The organism is Streptomyces sp. NPDC001502 (genome assembly GCF_042894785.1).
Lineage (GTDB): Bacteria > Actinomycetota > Actinomycetes > Streptomycetales > Streptomycetaceae > Streptomyces > Streptomyces kutzneri.
On sequence record NZ_JBIAVW010000005.1, the window covers coordinates 405270 to 419710 of the forward strand.

15 protein-coding genes are annotated in these 14441 nt (G+C 71.2%); 11 read left to right on the top strand and 4 right to left on the bottom strand.

Annotated elements, in window-relative coordinates; translation table 11 throughout:
* Positions 1-58 precede the first annotated feature (58 nt).
* From ACFY0D_RS11405 to ACFY0D_RS11415, 3 genes are all read left to right on the top strand, one after another.
* Positions 59-1045: an ABC transporter substrate-binding protein gene (locus ACFY0D_RS11405; RefSeq protein ID WP_390798098.1), complete on the top strand. Its 987-nt coding sequence runs from the start codon at positions 59-61 to the stop codon at positions 1043-1045.
* Positions 1046-1143: 98 nt separating this feature from the next.
* Positions 1144-2148, top strand: a complete 1005-nt coding sequence (locus ACFY0D_RS11410) for a FecCD family ABC transporter permease (protein ID WP_390798181.1) — start codon at positions 1144-1146, stop codon at positions 2146-2148.
* Entirely contained in the window at positions 2145-2978 is an 834-nt protein-coding gene (locus tag ACFY0D_RS11415) for an ABC transporter ATP-binding protein (RefSeq protein WP_390798099.1), read from the top strand. Before ACFY0D_RS11410 ends, ACFY0D_RS11415 begins: the two co-directional genes overlap by 4 nt.
* A gap of 88 nt (positions 2979-3066) precedes the next feature.
* Here ACFY0D_RS11415 and ACFY0D_RS11420 read toward each other — a convergent pair whose 3' ends face one another.
* A complete protein-coding gene (locus ACFY0D_RS11420; RefSeq protein ID WP_390798100.1) occupies positions 3067-3750 on the bottom strand; it encodes a MerR family transcriptional regulator in 684 nt (227 codons plus the stop codon).
* A 154-nt stretch (positions 3751-3904) separates the two neighbouring features.
* On the opposite strand from ACFY0D_RS11420, the gene ACFY0D_RS11425 reads away from it, so the two are divergent.
* Positions 3905-5260, top strand: a complete 1356-nt coding sequence (locus tag ACFY0D_RS11425) for a YhgE/Pip domain-containing protein (RefSeq protein ID WP_390798101.1) — start codon at positions 3905-3907, stop codon at positions 5258-5260.
* 198 nt (positions 5261-5458) lie between these two features.
* Here the strand turns inward: ACFY0D_RS11425 and ACFY0D_RS11430 are convergent, their stop codons facing one another.
* The gene (locus ACFY0D_RS11430) at positions 5459-6175 is read right to left on the bottom strand and encodes a hypothetical protein (protein WP_390798102.1); all 717 of its coding nucleotides are present in this window, start codon (positions 6173-6175) and stop codon (positions 5459-5461) included.
* Positions 6176-6315: 140 nt separating this feature from the next.
* Between ACFY0D_RS11430 and ACFY0D_RS11435 the strand changes: the two genes are divergently transcribed.
* Positions 6316-7260, top strand: coding sequence for a 5'-nucleotidase (locus ACFY0D_RS11435; protein ID WP_390798103.1), 945 nt, complete (start codon positions 6316-6318; stop codon positions 7258-7260).
* A gap of 23 nt (positions 7261-7283) precedes the next feature.
* On the opposite strand, the gene ACFY0D_RS11440 is transcribed toward ACFY0D_RS11435, so the two are convergent.
* On the bottom strand, positions 7284-7877 hold the full coding sequence (locus ACFY0D_RS11440) for a TetR/AcrR family transcriptional regulator (RefSeq protein WP_390798104.1): 594 nt from the start codon (positions 7875-7877) through the stop codon (positions 7284-7286).
* A gap of 130 nt (positions 7878-8007) precedes the next feature.
* Here ACFY0D_RS11440 and ACFY0D_RS11445 point away from each other — a divergent pair, with 130 nt between their 5' ends.
* From ACFY0D_RS11445 to ACFY0D_RS11465, 5 genes are all read left to right on the top strand, one after another.
* On the top strand, positions 8008-9453 hold the full coding sequence (locus tag ACFY0D_RS11445; RefSeq protein WP_390798105.1) for an amidase: 1446 nt from the start codon (positions 8008-8010) through the stop codon (positions 9451-9453).
* Positions 9454-9500: 47 nt separating this feature from the next.
* Positions 9501-10241, top strand: a complete 741-nt coding sequence (locus ACFY0D_RS11450) for a ferritin-like domain-containing protein (RefSeq protein WP_390798106.1) — start codon at positions 9501-9503, stop codon at positions 10239-10241.
* 446 nt (positions 10242-10687) lie between these two features.
* Positions 10688-11134 (top strand): hypothetical protein, encoded by a 447-nt coding sequence (locus ACFY0D_RS11455; protein ID WP_390798107.1) that lies wholly within the window; start codon positions 10688-10690, stop codon positions 11132-11134.
* A 430-nt stretch (positions 11135-11564) separates the two neighbouring features.
* The gene (locus ACFY0D_RS11460; protein ID WP_390798182.1) at positions 11565-11759 is read left to right on the top strand and encodes a hypothetical protein; all 195 of its coding nucleotides are present in this window, start codon (positions 11565-11567) and stop codon (positions 11757-11759) included.
* Positions 11760-11952: 193 nt separating this feature from the next.
* Positions 11953-12306 (top strand): ferrous iron transport protein A, encoded by a 354-nt coding sequence (locus ACFY0D_RS11465; RefSeq protein ID WP_390798108.1) that lies wholly within the window; start codon positions 11953-11955, stop codon positions 12304-12306.
* Between the two features lie 268 nt (positions 12307-12574).
* Here the strand turns inward: ACFY0D_RS11465 and ACFY0D_RS11470 are convergent, their stop codons facing one another.
* Positions 12575-13312 carry an SDR family oxidoreductase gene (locus ACFY0D_RS11470; RefSeq protein WP_390798109.1) on the bottom strand — a complete coding sequence of 246 codons (738 nt, stop codon included), beginning with the start codon at positions 13310-13312 and terminating at the stop codon, positions 12575-12577.
* 93 nt (positions 13313-13405) lie between these two features.
* Here ACFY0D_RS11470 and ACFY0D_RS11475 point away from each other — a divergent pair, with 93 nt between their 5' ends.
* Entirely contained in the window at positions 13406-14281 is an 876-nt protein-coding gene (locus ACFY0D_RS11475) for a LysR family transcriptional regulator (protein WP_390798110.1), read from the top strand.
* Positions 14282-14441 lie beyond the last annotated feature (160 nt).

The following is a 14441-nucleotide window of genomic DNA, read 5'->3' on the forward strand; positions in this document are numbered from 1 at the left end:
CACGCCGCTCCGTGAAGTTCCGTGACCACCCGACAGACCCACTGAGAGGACCCACCACATGAGGGGCATACGCCCGCTGTCTTCGCTCCTGGCCGTGGCCGCCGTACTGCTCGTCCCGGCCTGTGGCGGCAAGGCCCAGGACCGCACCGCCGCATCGGGACCCGGGGCGAAGGGGTTCCCCGTCACGGTGTCCAACTGCGGGGTGGAGAGCACCTATCAGCGGCCGCCGCAGCGCGCGGTGTCCCTGAACCAGCACGCCACGGAGGTCATGCTGGCGCTCGGGCTGGAGAAGTCGATGGTGGGCACGGGCTATCTCGACGACAAGATCCTGCCGGAGTACCAGGCCGCCTTCGAATCGGTGAAGGTGCTGTCGAAGCAGTACCCGTCCTTCGAGACCCTGCTGGCCGCCGAACCGGACTTCGTCTACGGCGGGTTCGGCTCCACCTTCGACGAGAAGGAGGGCCGCAGCCGTACTGCCTTCACCAAGGCGGGGGTCAACACCCGTCTCAACATCGAGGAGTGCCCGGCCGGGCCGGTGACCATGGCCACCGTCGACGAGGAGATCCGCACCGTCGCCAAGATCTTCGGCGTACCGGACCGGGCCGAGGAGCAGGTGGACAAGCTGCACGGCACCCTGGACCGGGTCGACGGCAAACTGGCCGGTGTCGCCCCGGCCAGGCTCTTCGTCTACGACAGCGGCGACAAGACCGCCTTCACCGCAGGCGGCAAGGGCATCGGCAACGAACTGATCAAGCGGGCCGGCGGGGTCAACCTCTTCGCCGACGTGGACAAGGCTTTCGGCGACGTGTCGTTCGAGCAGGTGGCCGAGCGCGCCCCCGAGGTCATCGTCATCTACGACTACGGCGACCAGCACGTCGAGGACAAGAAGAGGTTCCTCCTCGCCAACCCGGCGCTCAAGGACGTCCCCGCGATCAAGAACCAGCGGTTCGCGGTGCTTCCGCTGTCGTCGACCGTGCTCGGTGTCCGCGTCCCGGCGGCCGTGGAGTCACTGGCCCGCCAGATCCACCCGGACCGGTTCCGGTGACCGGGGTGACGGAGGCGCGTGAGCAGGACGAGGCGCTCGTCGCTCCGGCGGGAAACCCGCCGGGCCCCCGGACCCGCCGCCGGGCCGTTCCCTACGCCGTGCTGCTCGTCGCCCTGGGGGTCCTGCTGGCGGCGACCGCGACGGCCGGCATCGCGATCGGTTCGATCAGCGTCCCGGCCGACCAGGTCTGGGGGATCCTGCTGCACCGGATCCACCCGGTCCTCGCCGAACCGGACTGGACTCCGGTCCGCGAGACGATCGTCGTCGACGTCCGGCTCCCCCGCGTGCTGCTGGCCGGCGTGGTGGGCGCGGGCCTGTCGGTGTCGGGCATGGCGCTCCAGGCCCTGGTCCGCAATCCGCTGGCCGATCCGATGCTGCTGGGGGTCTCGTCCGGCGCGTCGGTCGGCGCGGTCCTGGTCCTCGTGTTCCACGTGACCCTGTTCGGGATGTTCTCGCTGCCCGTGGCGGCGTTCTGCGGAGCCCTGGCCGCCCTGGTCGCGGTGTACTTCCTGGCGCGCTCCGGCGGGCGGATGACCACCGTACGGCTGGTGCTGGCGGGTGTGGCCATGGCCGAGGTCCTCTCCGCGGTGGCCAGCTTCCTGATCGTCACCTCCAACGACCCGCAGAAGACGCAGTCGGCCTTGCGCTGGATGCTCGGGGGGCTGGCCGGCACCACCTGGACGACGGTATGGATCCCCGTCGGCGCCGTGCTGCTCGGCACGGCCGTCCTGCTCGGGGTGTGCCGGTCGCTCAACCTGCTGCTGGCCGGGGAGGAAGCCGCCGCGGCGCTGGGGCTGGACGTCCACCGCTTCCGCGGCGCCCTGTTCACCCTGGTCGCCCTGATGATCGGCACCATCGTCGCGGTCAGCGGCCAGATCGGCTTCGTCGGGCTGATCATGCCGCACGTCGTACGCCTGCTGGTGGGCGCCGACCACCGCCGCGCGCTGCCCGCCGCCGCCCTCCTCGGCGCGAGCTTCCTGATCGCCGCCGACCTGGGCGCGCGCACGCTCATGAGCCCGGAGGAGATACCCGTCGGCATCCTGACCTCCCTCGTCGGCGGACCGTTCTTCCTCTGGCTGATGCGACGGAAGGCGGCACGATGACCGGCGGACCGATGACCGGGCCCGGCGCCCTCGACGCCGAGGACGTCACGGTCGTGGTGAACGGCCGGACCCTGGTCGACCGCGTCTCCCTGCACGTGGCACCCGGTGAGGTGCTGGCGCTCGTAGGTCCCAACGGCGCGGGCAAGTCGACGCTGTTGCGCACGTTCTACCGGGTGCTGCGCCCCACGTCCGGACGCGTCCTGCTGGACGGCGAGGACGTGTGGCGGATGCCCGGCAAACGGCTCGCGCAGCGACTCGCGGCCGTCCTGCAGGAGACGGCGGGCGACTTCGAACTCACCGTCTACGAAGTGGTGGCGATGGGACGCACCCCGCACAAGCGCGCCTTCGCGGGCGACGACGCCGACGACCGCGACATCGTCATGGGCTCGCTGGAGGAGCTCGATGTCGCCGCGCTGGCGCACGCACCGTTCGACCGCCTCTCGGGCGGGGAGAAGCAGCGGGTACTGATCGCCCGCGCGCTCGCCCAGCGCACCGGGACGATGGTGCTGGACGAGCCGACGAACCACCTGGACCTGCGCCATCAGCTCGACGCGCTCCGGCTCGTCCGCAGGGTCGGGGTCACCGCCGTGATCGCCCTGCACGACCTCAACCTCGCGGCGTCCTTCTGCGACCGGATCTGTGTGCTGGACGGCGGCCGCGTGGTCGCGACCGGAACACCGGAGGAGGTCCTCACCCGGGACCTGCTGGCCGATGTCTACCGTGTCGAGGCGGAGGTGTCCCGGCATCCGGGCACCGGGATCCCGCAGGTCACCGTGGTCCCCGAAGCCCGCCGTGACGGCCGGCCCGTGGAGCACGGTCACGCCCCTTGAGCACGGTCCGCCCGTCGGGGGGGCGGCGGGCGGACAGCATCCGGATCCCGCAGGGGCGGCACGTACGTGAACACCCTGCGCACGCGCGCTACCGTGGCGCCGCGTCCCCGCTGCCGCCGCCCCGGCCGACGCCCGCGACCCGGCGCCGGACCTGGTCCTCCTGCGCGAGACGCCGCAGGAGTTCGAACACCGGGGAGCAGATGGCGAAGACGATGACGGCCCGTTCGGCCAGGGCCACCGGGTCGTCCAGGCCGGCCGCGCGCTCCAGGTCCAGCCGGGCCACGGACTGCGCCAGCCTCGCGTAGGCGGCGAGTTCTCCCGGGGCGTACTGGGCGTCGAGCCGGCGGAGCTCCTCCAGCGCCGCCGTCAGTCCCTTCACGTGCGGTGAGGTGACGGGTGCCTGCCAGTCCAGCTCCGTGAGGAGGTCGGCCACCTCGGCACCGGCGGTCGCGTCGGCCCCGGCGTCCTCCTCCTGGCCGGCGGCGCCCTGGGCCGCCACCGGCACCGGGAGCGCGTAGCTGACCGCTCCGAGGGCGCTCTCGGAGCTGTGGGCCTGGTCGACGGCCCCGAGCACCTCACGGGTGGCGGCGATGGACAGGCCGCCGAGCGTGGTCAGCGCCTTGATCAGTCGCAGCCGCTGTGCGTGCTCCTCTCCGTACTCGGCCAGGGTCGCGGCCGTCGCCCGTCCTGCCGGCAGCAGTCCCTGTCGCAGGAAGTACTTGATGCTGGCGACCGGCACGCCGGTCCGCCGGCTGAGCTCCGAGATCTTCATACGGCTTCCCTGCTGGTCATGCGGTCCGGCATCCGGCATCCGGCATCCGGCATCCGGTGTCGGCGATTGGACACCACAGCAAGATACTGCCACTATCCAGTAGCTGGATACCATAAGTATCCAACCCTAGGAACGCAGCCGCACCGGAGAATCGATGCCTCATCCCACGCCCCCCTCCGTGCTCCGCCGACCCCAGCTGTGGATCGGAACGGGACTCATCGCCGCAGTGGTCTCGATGCTGTTCGCCCTGCTCTACGTCGGCGGCAACGTCAACCCCAAGGGCAACCTGCGCGACCTGCCCGTGGCTCTGGTCAACAGCGACAGCGGAGCGGAGATCAACGGCGGCCACGTCAACCTGGGCGAGCAGGTCGTCTCCGGCATCCAGAAGGCCGCCAAGGGCGAAAAGAGCATCGACTGGCAGGTCGTGAGCCGCGAGGAGGCCGACAAGCGGCTGGGCCGGGGCAAGGTCTTCGGCGCCCTCGTCATACCCGCCGACTACTCCGCCACGGTGGCCGGACTCACCGCCCCGCAGCCCGCAGCCCAGGGCAAGGCCACCCCGCCGACCCTGACCGTGCTGACCAACCAGGCGGCCGGCAGCATCGGCTCCTCCATGTCCTCCCAGGCCGCCCAGAAGGCCGCCCACGCCGCCTCCGCCCAGCTCGGCCAGGAACTCCTCAAGCAGGCCGGCGCCCAGAAGACCCCCCTCCCGACGGCCGCCCAGCTCAAGCTGGCCGACCCGGTGACCGTGAACGTCGCCGACGGCCATCCGGTCGGCCCCCGCAGCGCCATGGGGCTGAGCGCCTTCTACTACGCACTGGTCCTGGTCGTCTGCGGCATGCTCGGCGCCAACGTGGTCAACTCCCAGGTCGACACCGCGCTCGGCTACCTGCACACCGATTTCGGCCCGATCCGCAAGCGCGAACCCGTTCAGCACACCAGCCGCGTCCGCACCCTGGCCATCGGCATCGCGCTCATGCTCGGCCTGTCAGTGGTGATGGGCACCCTGGTCGAGGTCGCCACGGTCGGCATCCTCGACATGGACGCCTCCCACCTCGGCCTGCTGTGGCTCTACTCGGTCGCCACCATCGCGGTGGTCGGTATCGGCAGCCTGGCCCTGTTCGCCGCCTTCGGCACGCCCGGCATGCTCCTGGCCACCATCGTCTTCGTCGCGATGGCCGTACCGTCCTCCGGCGCCACCGTGCCCGTCCAGGCACTCCCCGGGTTCTTCCGCGCCCTCGCCGAGTTCGAGCCGCTGCGCCAGATCACCGAGGGCCTGCGCTCCCTCCTCTACTACGGGGCCCAGGCCGACGCGGGCCTGAACCGGGCCTGGGCCTCGATGGGTGTCGCCCTCGTCGCCGCGCTGGTCTTCGGCTTCGCCGTCACCCGCCTCTACGACCGCAAGGGACTGCACCGCATCCCCCACCCCGACGCCGAGCCCGGCGCCGAGGTCCCCGCCGAGACCCCTGAGCCTCCGAAGTCCCCGGAGACCCCCGCCCCGGCCACGGCCTGAGACGGCCTCCCGCCGCGGCACACCCGCCCCGCCCGTGCGTATCACCGGCCGTGCACCACGGCCGGACGCGCGAGCGGGGCGGGGCTGCCAGGCCGTCTCTTCCGGATCTTGCCGGATGTGCCTTGTCGGTCACCTGCCATCGGCCGCTCCGTCGGGCAGGCGCCCTGGGTCACCGCCGACCGGCCGCCCGCCGCGGCGTCACCGCCGGCGTACGAGCGCGGTCATCGCGGCAAGGTCCGCCTCCGAACGGGCGACCGGGACCTTGGGCCAGAGCAGTTCGTACTCGGTCTGGATCCGGAAGACCTCATCGGCGAAGGAGCGCACGACCGCGCCGGTGACCGTGCCCCGCTCCGCGTGGTCGAGGAACCGCTCACAGGCCTCCGCGGCGCCTTCGCAGTCGTCGTCGAACTCGAACTGCGCACAGATCGCGTCGACGGCGAGGTCACGTGAGGTCAGGTGGCCGATCCCGCAGTCGAGCCCGTCGTCATGAAGGTCGTCGGGGTACGGCGCACGGTGCCAGGAACCGTCCTCGAACCAGTAGACGCACTCGACCCTTCCTTGCTCCAGCAGGTCGTGCAAGCGGTCGTCCCGCACCCACCCGGGCGCCCCGGCGAGGAGATCGATCGGCGGCCGGTACTGCCCGACCTTGCCCGAATCGTCCTGCCCGAAGAGAACGGCGCGGCCGCCGTCGGCCCGGGTCAACACCCACCGGCTGCACGCGCCGTCGTCGTACCGCAGGACGTTGTCGCCGTCGCCGTCGCCGTCGCCGTCGTCGCCGCCGAGCCAGTACCCGTACCGGAAGCGTTCCTTCTCCTCCTCGGCATTCCAGGTCGCCGCGGCAAGCGCGGCCCAGCGCGCCCACAGGACACTCGCTTCCGGAAGGTCCTCCGGACGCCCCGGACGATGAATCTTCATGCCCACCACACTATCGGCGGCCGTTCGAGTCCACTGACACGCGGCGGCCCGGTCGGCAACGGTGGACCCGAAGACGTTTCCCGCATATGCCAAGGGGTGATAAGCATCCCGACGTTGCACATGTGCCGGCAGGGGGCGCCATGAGGTACGACCTGTCCGATCGCCTGGTGGTGGGGATCGCCTCCAGCGCCCTGTTCGACCTGACCGACTGCGACGCGGTGTTCCGGGAGCGGGGCGAGGATGCCTACCGGACCTACCAGGAGACCCATGCCGACGAACTACTGGCCGAGGGAGTGGCGTTCCCCTTCGTCAGGCGCCTGCTGTCGTTGAACGACCTCGCGGATCAGGCCGACCCCTTGGTCGAGGTCATCATCCTCTCCCGCAACGACCCCGACACCGGGATGCGTGTCATGCGTTCGATCAAGGCGCACAACCTGCCGATCAGCCGGGCGGTCTTCCGGCAGGGCCGTCCCTCGCACCCGTTCATGCCGGCGCTCAACATGTCACTGTTCCTGTCGGCCGACGGACCTGACGTTCGGGACGCGGTCGCAGCCGGGCGGCCCGCGGGACACGTCCTCAGAACAGGGCGGATCGACGACGAGACCGACCCCGAACTCCGTATCGCATTCGACTTCGACGGAGTGGTGGCGAGCGACACGGCCGAGCAGGTCTACCAGAGCGGTGGGATCGACGCGTTCCGCGCGTACGAGGCCGGCCATGCCGGCACCCCTCACGATCCGGGACCGCTGCGGGACTTCCTGGCGGGCATCAACCGCATCCAGCGCCTTGAGGAGGAGCGGCGCCGCGAGGACTCCGCGTACCGGCCCCGCCTCCGTGTGGCACTGGTCACCGCTCGGGACGCCCCCGCTCATGAACGCGCCCTGCTGAGCCTCAAGATGTGGGGGCTGCGGGTCAACGACGCCTTCTTCCTCGGCGGTATCGACAAGTCAGCGGTCATGAAGGCCCTCGACCCGCACATCTTCTTCGACGACCAGGTCGCCCATCTCAACGGCACCGCCCAAGGCACTCCGAGCGTCCACATACCCTTCGGACTGATCAATGCGCCACCTGCCGCGGCGGACTGAGCGGCGGGAGGGGGCCGGATCGGTCACTTCCAGAGGCCGGCCACGTGCGCGTGGAGGACGTCGTACGCCTCTTGCGGGGCGAGGTGGCCGATGAGGACGTGCGTGGTGAGGCCGTCCGCCAGGGCGAGGAGCCTGCGGGCCTCGCGTCGCGGATCGAGGGGCACCGCACGGTCGGCGTCCTCGCGGGCTTCCGAGATGAGGTGGGTGAACGCCTCCTGCAGGGCCGCGTAATTCGCCTTCAGCGTTGTTGCGAGTGCCTCGCTGACCGCCGCCTGCGCGACGAAGGCGAGCCAGACCCTGGCCTCGGCGCGGTGCTCTTCCCGCAGCAGTGCGATCTCGGTGACCGCGTGACCCAGGGCGGTGCCGGCCGACTGGGCCGGGCTCCGGACGAGGCGGGCCCGTACGCGCTCACCGATCCGCTCGCCGATGTGCCCGAGAGCGAACACGAGCATCTCCTCCTTGGTGCGGAAGCAGCGCTGGACGGCCCCCATCGACACCTGCGCGCGTGCGGCGACGTCGCGCAGGGTCACGCCCTCCAGACCGCGCTCGTCGGCGAGATGACAGACCGCCTCGGCGATGAGACGGCGTCGGCTCTCGTGATCGACCTGCCTGGGCATACCGGCCGCCTCCCTGTTCCGCGGTGCTCCGCTCCGCAGCGCAGTTTATTCGATGCGGTCGTATCGAATCCATGGGTACGCTGCGGTTCCGATGCAAGCGCATCGGTACGTGGACGAGGAAGGTGGGGCCATGCAGGACGCCCTGTGGAAGATGCCGGCCGCCGCGCAGGCGGAGGCCGTGCGCACCGCGGAGGTTTCGGCCGTCGAACTGATCGACAGTCACCTCGATCGCATCGCCGCAATCAACCCGCAGGTGAACGCGGTCACCCAGCTCCTGGCGGAGCGCGCTCGCGAGGCCGCGGCACAGCTGGACCGCCGGCGGGCCGCCGGTGAAACGCTGGGGCCGCTGGCGGGCGTGCCCTTCACGGTGAAGGAGAGCACCGCCGTCGAAGGCGTGCCGACCACGTTCGGCACGGAGCGCTTCCGCGATCTGGTGGCGCCCGCCGACGCACCGCCGGTGGCTCGGCTGCGCGCGGCCGGGGCCATCCCCATCGGGCACAGCAACATCCCCACCCTGATCCTGGCGGGGATGCACACGCGCAGCGAGCTGTTCGGCGACACGGTCAACCCGTGGGACAGCAGCCGGACGCCGGGCGGCTCCAGCGGGGGCGACGCGGTGGCCGTCGCCACGGGCATGGCGGCGCTCGGACTCGGCAACGACTCCGGCGGGTCGGTGCGCATCCCGGCGCAATTCTGCGGCGTGGCCGGGCTGAAGCCGTCCACGGGCCGGTTCCCCGCCGACCACCGCGTTCTCGGCCCGGACGACCCCGGCCCCGCCTCGCAGATGCTGGTCACCGACGGCCCGCTGGCCCGGAGCGTGGGCGACCTGAGGCTCGCCTACGAGGTACTGGCCGGAACCGATCCGCGAGACCCGCGCGCCGTACCGGTGCCCGCCTACGGCGAACCGCTCCCCGGACGCGTGAAGGTCGCGGTCGTGGCCGACCCCGGCGGGCACGGCGTCCACCCGACGGTTCGCGGAGCCGTCGCGACGGCGGCCGACGCGCTCCGCGACGCCGGATACGACGTGCGCGAGGTGGAGGACGTGCCGCGACTGGACGAGGCCCTCGAAACCTACGGCCGGATCGTCGTGACCGAGTTCGCCCCGACCTGGCCGGTCGTGCGCACACTGCTCGGCAAGGGCGGTGACCGCTATGTCGAGATGATGATGGAGCGGACCCCGCCCGCGAGCGCGGACGCATTCGTGAAGCTGATGGGCACCTGGCTGAACATCCGCCGCTCGTGGGCCGAATTCCTCGACGAGTACCCGCTGTTGCTCGGCCCGGTCTTCACCGAGCCGCCGGTCGAGCCGGGGCTGGAGTCGCGTGACAGGCCGGGCAGGGACCGGGTCGGGTCGGGGATGCGCCTGTGCACCGTGACCAGCTTCGTGGGCGTACCCGGCGTGGCCGTACCGACCGGGACGGCCGACGGGCTCCCCTGCGGAGTCCAGGTCGTGGGGCGGGCGTTCCGGGAGGACCTGTGCCTGGGCGCGGCCCAGGCGATCGAGGACCGGCTCGGAGTTCTCACCCCGGTCGACCCGCGCGCGTGCGGTCCGCGTCGTTCTGTTACGCGGCCATGACATTCCGATGCTTTTGAACGCGATCAACAATCGCTAGATTATTGAACATGATCAAAAGCGAGTACGGGGCGTGGGTGGGCGAGTTCGAGGCCGAGCGGGAGCGCCGAGCGGCCTTGGGCGATCCCGACTGGGGAAAGGGCGCGCGGCTGGCGGCCGAGATCGTCCGCAGCATCCAGAAGTTCCAGGTCGGCGAGGACGGCGACGGCTCCGCACTCTCCGGCAAGGCCGACCTGGCGGGTGACCCGGTCTACTCCGAGGCGGTCCGGCTCTTCATCGCCGAGGAACAGAACCACGCGCGGATGCTGAAGCTGCTGCTGGCGGCCGGCGGGGCCGGCACCCTCGACGGGCACTGGAGCGACGCGGCCTTCGTCCGGGTCCGACGGCTCCTCGGACTGCGGGTGGAGCTGCTGGTGTTGATGATCGCCGAGGTGGTGGCCCTGGGGTACTACCAGGCCCTGCGGGACGGCGCCACCGACCCGCTGACCGCCGAGGTCGCGGGCCGGATCCTGGCGGACGAGGAACGGCACGTCCCCTTCCACTGCCTGCGCCTGCGGGAAGGGCTCGCCGGGCTGCCCCGGCCCGCCCGCCGTGCGGTGACGGCCGGTTGGCGCGGACTTCTGGCCGGCGCCGCCGCCCTGGTCGCGGTGGATCACGGTCCGGCCTTGCGGACCCTCGGGGTGGGCCGCGGCGCCTTCGTCGCGCAGACCCTGCGCTCCTCCGCATGGATGGCCCGCGCGATGTCGGGCGGCCCGGTTCCCGCACCGGCGGGGGCGGGCGCGGGCGTGTGACCTGGGGGGTGTCTTGCCGGCCGGGCCGGGCATCCCGTCGAGGGGCGAGGGGCGAGGGGCGGCCGGGGACGGTGTGGGCGGTGTGGGCGGTGTGGGCGGTGTGGCCACCGGGCGTAGCGACAACCGCTCGGCCCCGCCGTCCGCACGGGCCCCGAGGCCGCGGAAGCGCTCGCCGCCCATCGCCAACTCGCGGAGGAGCGAGGCCGGACGGGGGCCCTCGGGGTACTGTCCGGCGGCCAGGTGCAGGAGCCCGACCACATCGAGGGTGCGGTGGTCCCCGTCCGGGTTCCTGAGCGCTCGTCGCGGTCACGGATCAGGCCGGCCGTCGTGCCGCTTCCTCAAATTTACCTCTGAACGCGGCCCGACCGGTGGACAGCCTGCCGGGCGGCCCATAATTTCGATCTTGACCATCCGTCACCACACGGTTACAGCACGGGGGAACAAGCATGTCGAAATTCACTAGGGTCGCCGCAGGCATCCTGGGCACGGCCGGAATCCTCGCTTCGTCACTGGTCTTCGCTCCCACCGCGAACGCGGCGAGCGGCGGCGGCTGCTGGCAGTACTCGGAGGGCCTCGGCTCGAAGTACGTCGACTGGAAGTCCTGCATCAGCGCCCCGAGGGCGGGCGTCGGCCGGCCGGACGCCTACGTCACCCTGCGCGCGGGGCACCCCGCCTGCAAGATCATGCTCCAGACGTTGGAGACCGGCGGCTCCAGGATCATGTCGCAGAAGATCTACGACTGCCCCTCGGGAGCCGTCACGAACATGCACCTCACCTCACCCGACTTCAACGGCCGGGACGGCCGGGCCTACGGGAACTACACGACCATCTTCTGGACCAGCAGCCAGACCGCCACCATGGCCAACAAGAGCCCCTGGCTGAAGCTGCCGTAACCACCACCCGAACCAGGACGACGCGGTGCGAACCCGACTGTGGGCTCGCACCGCGTCGTTCAGGTCTTGGGCGTCCCTCCATGGCGACCGGGCAAGGGCGCCGACCCCGAGGACGTCGACCGGCGCCGGCGGTCCTTCCTTCGCCGCCGCTACGACGGGACGAAGCCGCGACGACGAACGGACTGAGCCGCAAGTCAGGTGCCACGGCGCAGCCTTCCCTGGCAGGATCGCCCCATGACGTTCCACAGAAAGGCCCATGCCGCGTAGACGGCCTGGGCGTGTCCGCGCCGAGCAGGTCCCGCGGCTGCGGCACCTGCTGACCGAGCAAGTCTCCATCGCCGGCCTGTCCGCGCCGGCTCGTGCCGAAGTTGCCAGGATCGAGCGGAGCCGGAACTACCTGTGGCCTGGTGTCACGGCTGACTCCGTGAGGATGTGGCGCGGCTTCGTGCGGGACCCGTACCGCAACCTCTGGAGCGAGTACGAGGACGGCGGCTGCAGTGTGTGGGAATGCTGCGGAAGCCCCTTCGAGGCACGGGAGTTCTTGGACGCCGTGATCCACGGCATGTCCCGGCGCCGAGCTCGCGAGCTTCGATTGCTCGTGGACCGGCTCGACAACTCGTACTAGGCACCTGCGCGGCTGAGCTTGCCGTCGAGCTCCGGGCCATCGGCCGGCAGCGCAATGGTGTGGAGGGGCAGTGGTCCACTCGGGGTGGGCTCAGAGCCGGTCGCGGTCGGTAGCAGGCGGCTCGGGCCGTTCCCTGCCCGAGCCCGTCCCTTAACCGGTGGCTTCGGCGATCTTCCCGGGGCAGGCTGGGCGCATGGTTGCATCCGCCTCCGCCTCGACGAACTCGGATGACCGACAGGCCGTCGAACACATCAGGGGCCGCTCCCTGCCCCAGGAGTGGCCGGCCGCCGCGCTGCCCGCGGGCAGTCGGGTCGCTGTCGTCCGCGATCCGCACGGGGACGGCCGTCCCTGGCGGAACGAGTTCCTGGGCACGATCGACGACATGGGAGCGCCCGAGCTCGTCGTGAACCGCCATGCGCGTGCCGGGGAGTTGGCCTACTGGGTCGTCTTCGACGGCCCGCAGTACGACAGCGACGGGGACGGCCCGTACCGCAAGGCCCTGATCTGGGACCGATATCTGCGGCCCGACGGCCCCCGAAGCCGGTAGCCGGTAGCCGGTCTGCGCTGGCCTCGCGCTTTCATGAAGCGGGCTGTCCGACGGATGGCCAGGCAAGCGCAAAGTGCCTCTGACCAGCAAGAACGAGGACTATCGAGGTCCTTGTTCCCGCCACCGTCGGCGGCACTTCCCAGGTGAAGAAGCGAGCGTATGGGGTCCTATCCACGCGTCCGCATCCGCATCGAGGACGGCGGCCATGCGGTGGTGTCCCAGGCTGGGGCAGTTCCGCTCGTCGAGACCGTCCGCAAGACCGGGCCGGTTACCAGGGGACGACGCCTTCGTCGTCGAAGAACGCGCCGGACGGGCCGTCGTTGGGCAGCGTGGCGAGCCGGATCGCTGTGGTCGCGCCCTGCTCGGGCGTGCGGGGGCCGTGGAAGCCGGTGAAGGCGGTCGCGACCAGGCCCGGGCAGGTGGCGTTGATCAGGATGTTCGTATCGGCGAACTGCCGGGCGTACTGGACGGTCACGGCGTTGAGAAACGACTTCGACGGCGCGTAGGCCGCCATGACCGGACCGATCTCGATGTCCGGGTCGGCCTGTCGGGTCACGGAGCCCACGCTGCTGGAGATGTTGACGATGCGCGGCGAGGACGAGCGCCGCAGCAGCGGAAGCATCGCGTTCGTCACCTGGATCACGCCGATGACGTTCGTCTCCACGACCGTGCGGACCAGGTCGAGGTCGAGCGTTGTCGGGTCCTGCACCCAGCCTGGACCCAGCTGTCCGGAAATGCCCGCGTTGTTGACCAGCACGTCCAGCCGACCGGCCTCCCGCTCGATCAATTCCGCGGCGCCGGCGACGCTCTGGTCGCCGGTGACGTCCAGCGGCACGCCGAACGCGTCGACCCCGGCGGCGCGCAGCTTCTCGACGGCGGTCTCGCGCCGGCCCGCGTCCCGCGCTCCGACGGCTATGCGGTATCCGAGGGCTCCGAGCCCGGTGGCGATCGCGTATCCGATTCCCTGGTTCGCGCCGGTCACGAGCGCGATCTTCGTTTCGTTCATGCCGTCCAGGCTCGCTCCCAGGTGGGCGCGCCGGCCAACACCGATCGAGTTCGCTGTCATACCCGGTGGGTATCGCTGGCGTACGCTGTAGCCGTGGACGCCTTGGAGACCCGCGAGCTGAGGTACTTCGTGGCCGTCGCCGAGGAGCTGCACTTCGGCCGGGCCGCCGAACGCCTCGGCATGGCCCAGCCGCCGCTGTCGCGCGCGATCCAGCAGCTCGAACGGCGCCTCGGCGTCTGCCTCCTGGAACGCGACCGACGTGGCGTCGCGCTGACCGATGCCGGACAGGTGCTGCTGTCCGAGGGCCGCGCGACACTCGACGCGGCCACCGCCGCCGCCCGCCGCACCCGCCGCGCCGGCGGAGCCGACAACCCGGGCGGTGCGCGCAACCGTCTGGTGCTGGCGGTGAAGACCGCCGCGGTCCACAAACTGCTCCAAAAGCTCCTCGACGCCTACGCGGCCCAGCCCGACGCCGCCGAGGTCGAGGTCCTGCAGTGCCGCATGTCCGACCAGGAAGCACGGCTGCGCGACGGCAGCGCCGACGTCGCGCTCATGCACGTGCCGTTCAACTCCCTCGCCGGGTTCGACAGCGAGGAACTCATGACCGAGGGTCAGCTCGCCGTCCTGCCCGCCGGACACCCCCTCGCCGCGCGCAACACCTTGTCCATGGCCGACATCAGCGACCTCCCCGGCCTCCCACCGGCACGCTGGCCCAGACACGGCGTCTACGCGCCCGGCCCGGGCCCCGAGATCCACGACCAGACGCAGTTGGCCCAACTGGTCGCCCTGGGACGCACCGTCGCGGTCCTGCCGGAATCCGCGCGCGCCTGGCTGTGGTCCGAGCACGCCGCCATCCCTCTGACCGACGCGCCCCCCGTCTCCACACACATCGCCTGGCCCACGCACAGCCGCTCACCAGCCCTGGCCAGCCTGATCAGGACCGCCGTACAGCTCGAATCCTCCCGCTAGAGCTCTGTCACCTCGTCCCGACAGGCCTCCATCCCTGCCCGCGCCGCGCCGACCGGAGCCGTGGAACCCGGTGCCCACCCGACGTGCCGGCCGGGCCATCGGCCTGCCCAACACCAGACCGAACAGCCGAAAAGCCCATCCAGTGTGACTCCCGCGCCTT

Excerpts from the sequence above, each read along its gene's own strand:
- ACFY0D_RS11405 (WP_390798098.1), top strand. The coding sequence starts at position 59 with ATGAGGGGCATACGCCCGCTGTCTTCGCTCCTGGCCGTGGCCGCCGTA.
- ACFY0D_RS11415 (WP_390798099.1), top strand. The coding sequence starts at position 2,145 with ATGACCGGCGGACCGATGACCGGGCCCGGCGCCCTCGACGCCGAGGAC.
- ACFY0D_RS11420 (WP_390798100.1), bottom strand. The coding sequence starts at position 3,750 with ATGAAGATCTCGGAGCTCAGCCGGCGGACCGGCGTGCCGGTCGCCAGC.
- ACFY0D_RS11425 (WP_390798101.1), top strand. The coding sequence starts at position 3,905 with ATGCCTCATCCCACGCCCCCCTCCGTGCTCCGCCGACCCCAGCTGTGG.
- ACFY0D_RS11430 (WP_390798102.1), bottom strand. The coding sequence starts at position 6,175 with ATGAAGATTCATCGTCCGGGGCGTCCGGAGGACCTTCCGGAAGCGAGT.
- ACFY0D_RS11435 (WP_390798103.1), top strand. The coding sequence starts at position 6,316 with ATGAGGTACGACCTGTCCGATCGCCTGGTGGTGGGGATCGCCTCCAGC.
- ACFY0D_RS11440 (WP_390798104.1), bottom strand. The coding sequence starts at position 7,877 with ATGCCCAGGCAGGTCGATCACGAGAGCCGACGCCGTCTCATCGCCGAG.
- ACFY0D_RS11445 (WP_390798105.1), top strand. The coding sequence starts at position 8,008 with ATGCAGGACGCCCTGTGGAAGATGCCGGCCGCCGCGCAGGCGGAGGCC.
- ACFY0D_RS11450 (WP_390798106.1), top strand. The coding sequence starts at position 9,501 with ATGATCAAAAGCGAGTACGGGGCGTGGGTGGGCGAGTTCGAGGCCGAG.
- ACFY0D_RS11455 (WP_390798107.1), top strand. The coding sequence starts at position 10,688 with ATGTCGAAATTCACTAGGGTCGCCGCAGGCATCCTGGGCACGGCCGGA.
- ACFY0D_RS11460 (WP_390798182.1), top strand. The coding sequence starts at position 11,565 with ATGTGGCGCGGCTTCGTGCGGGACCCGTACCGCAACCTCTGGAGCGAG.
- ACFY0D_RS11465 (WP_390798108.1), top strand. The coding sequence starts at position 11,953 with ATGGTTGCATCCGCCTCCGCCTCGACGAACTCGGATGACCGACAGGCC.
- ACFY0D_RS11470 (WP_390798109.1), bottom strand. The coding sequence starts at position 13,312 with ATGAACGAAACGAAGATCGCGCTCGTGACCGGCGCGAACCAGGGAATC.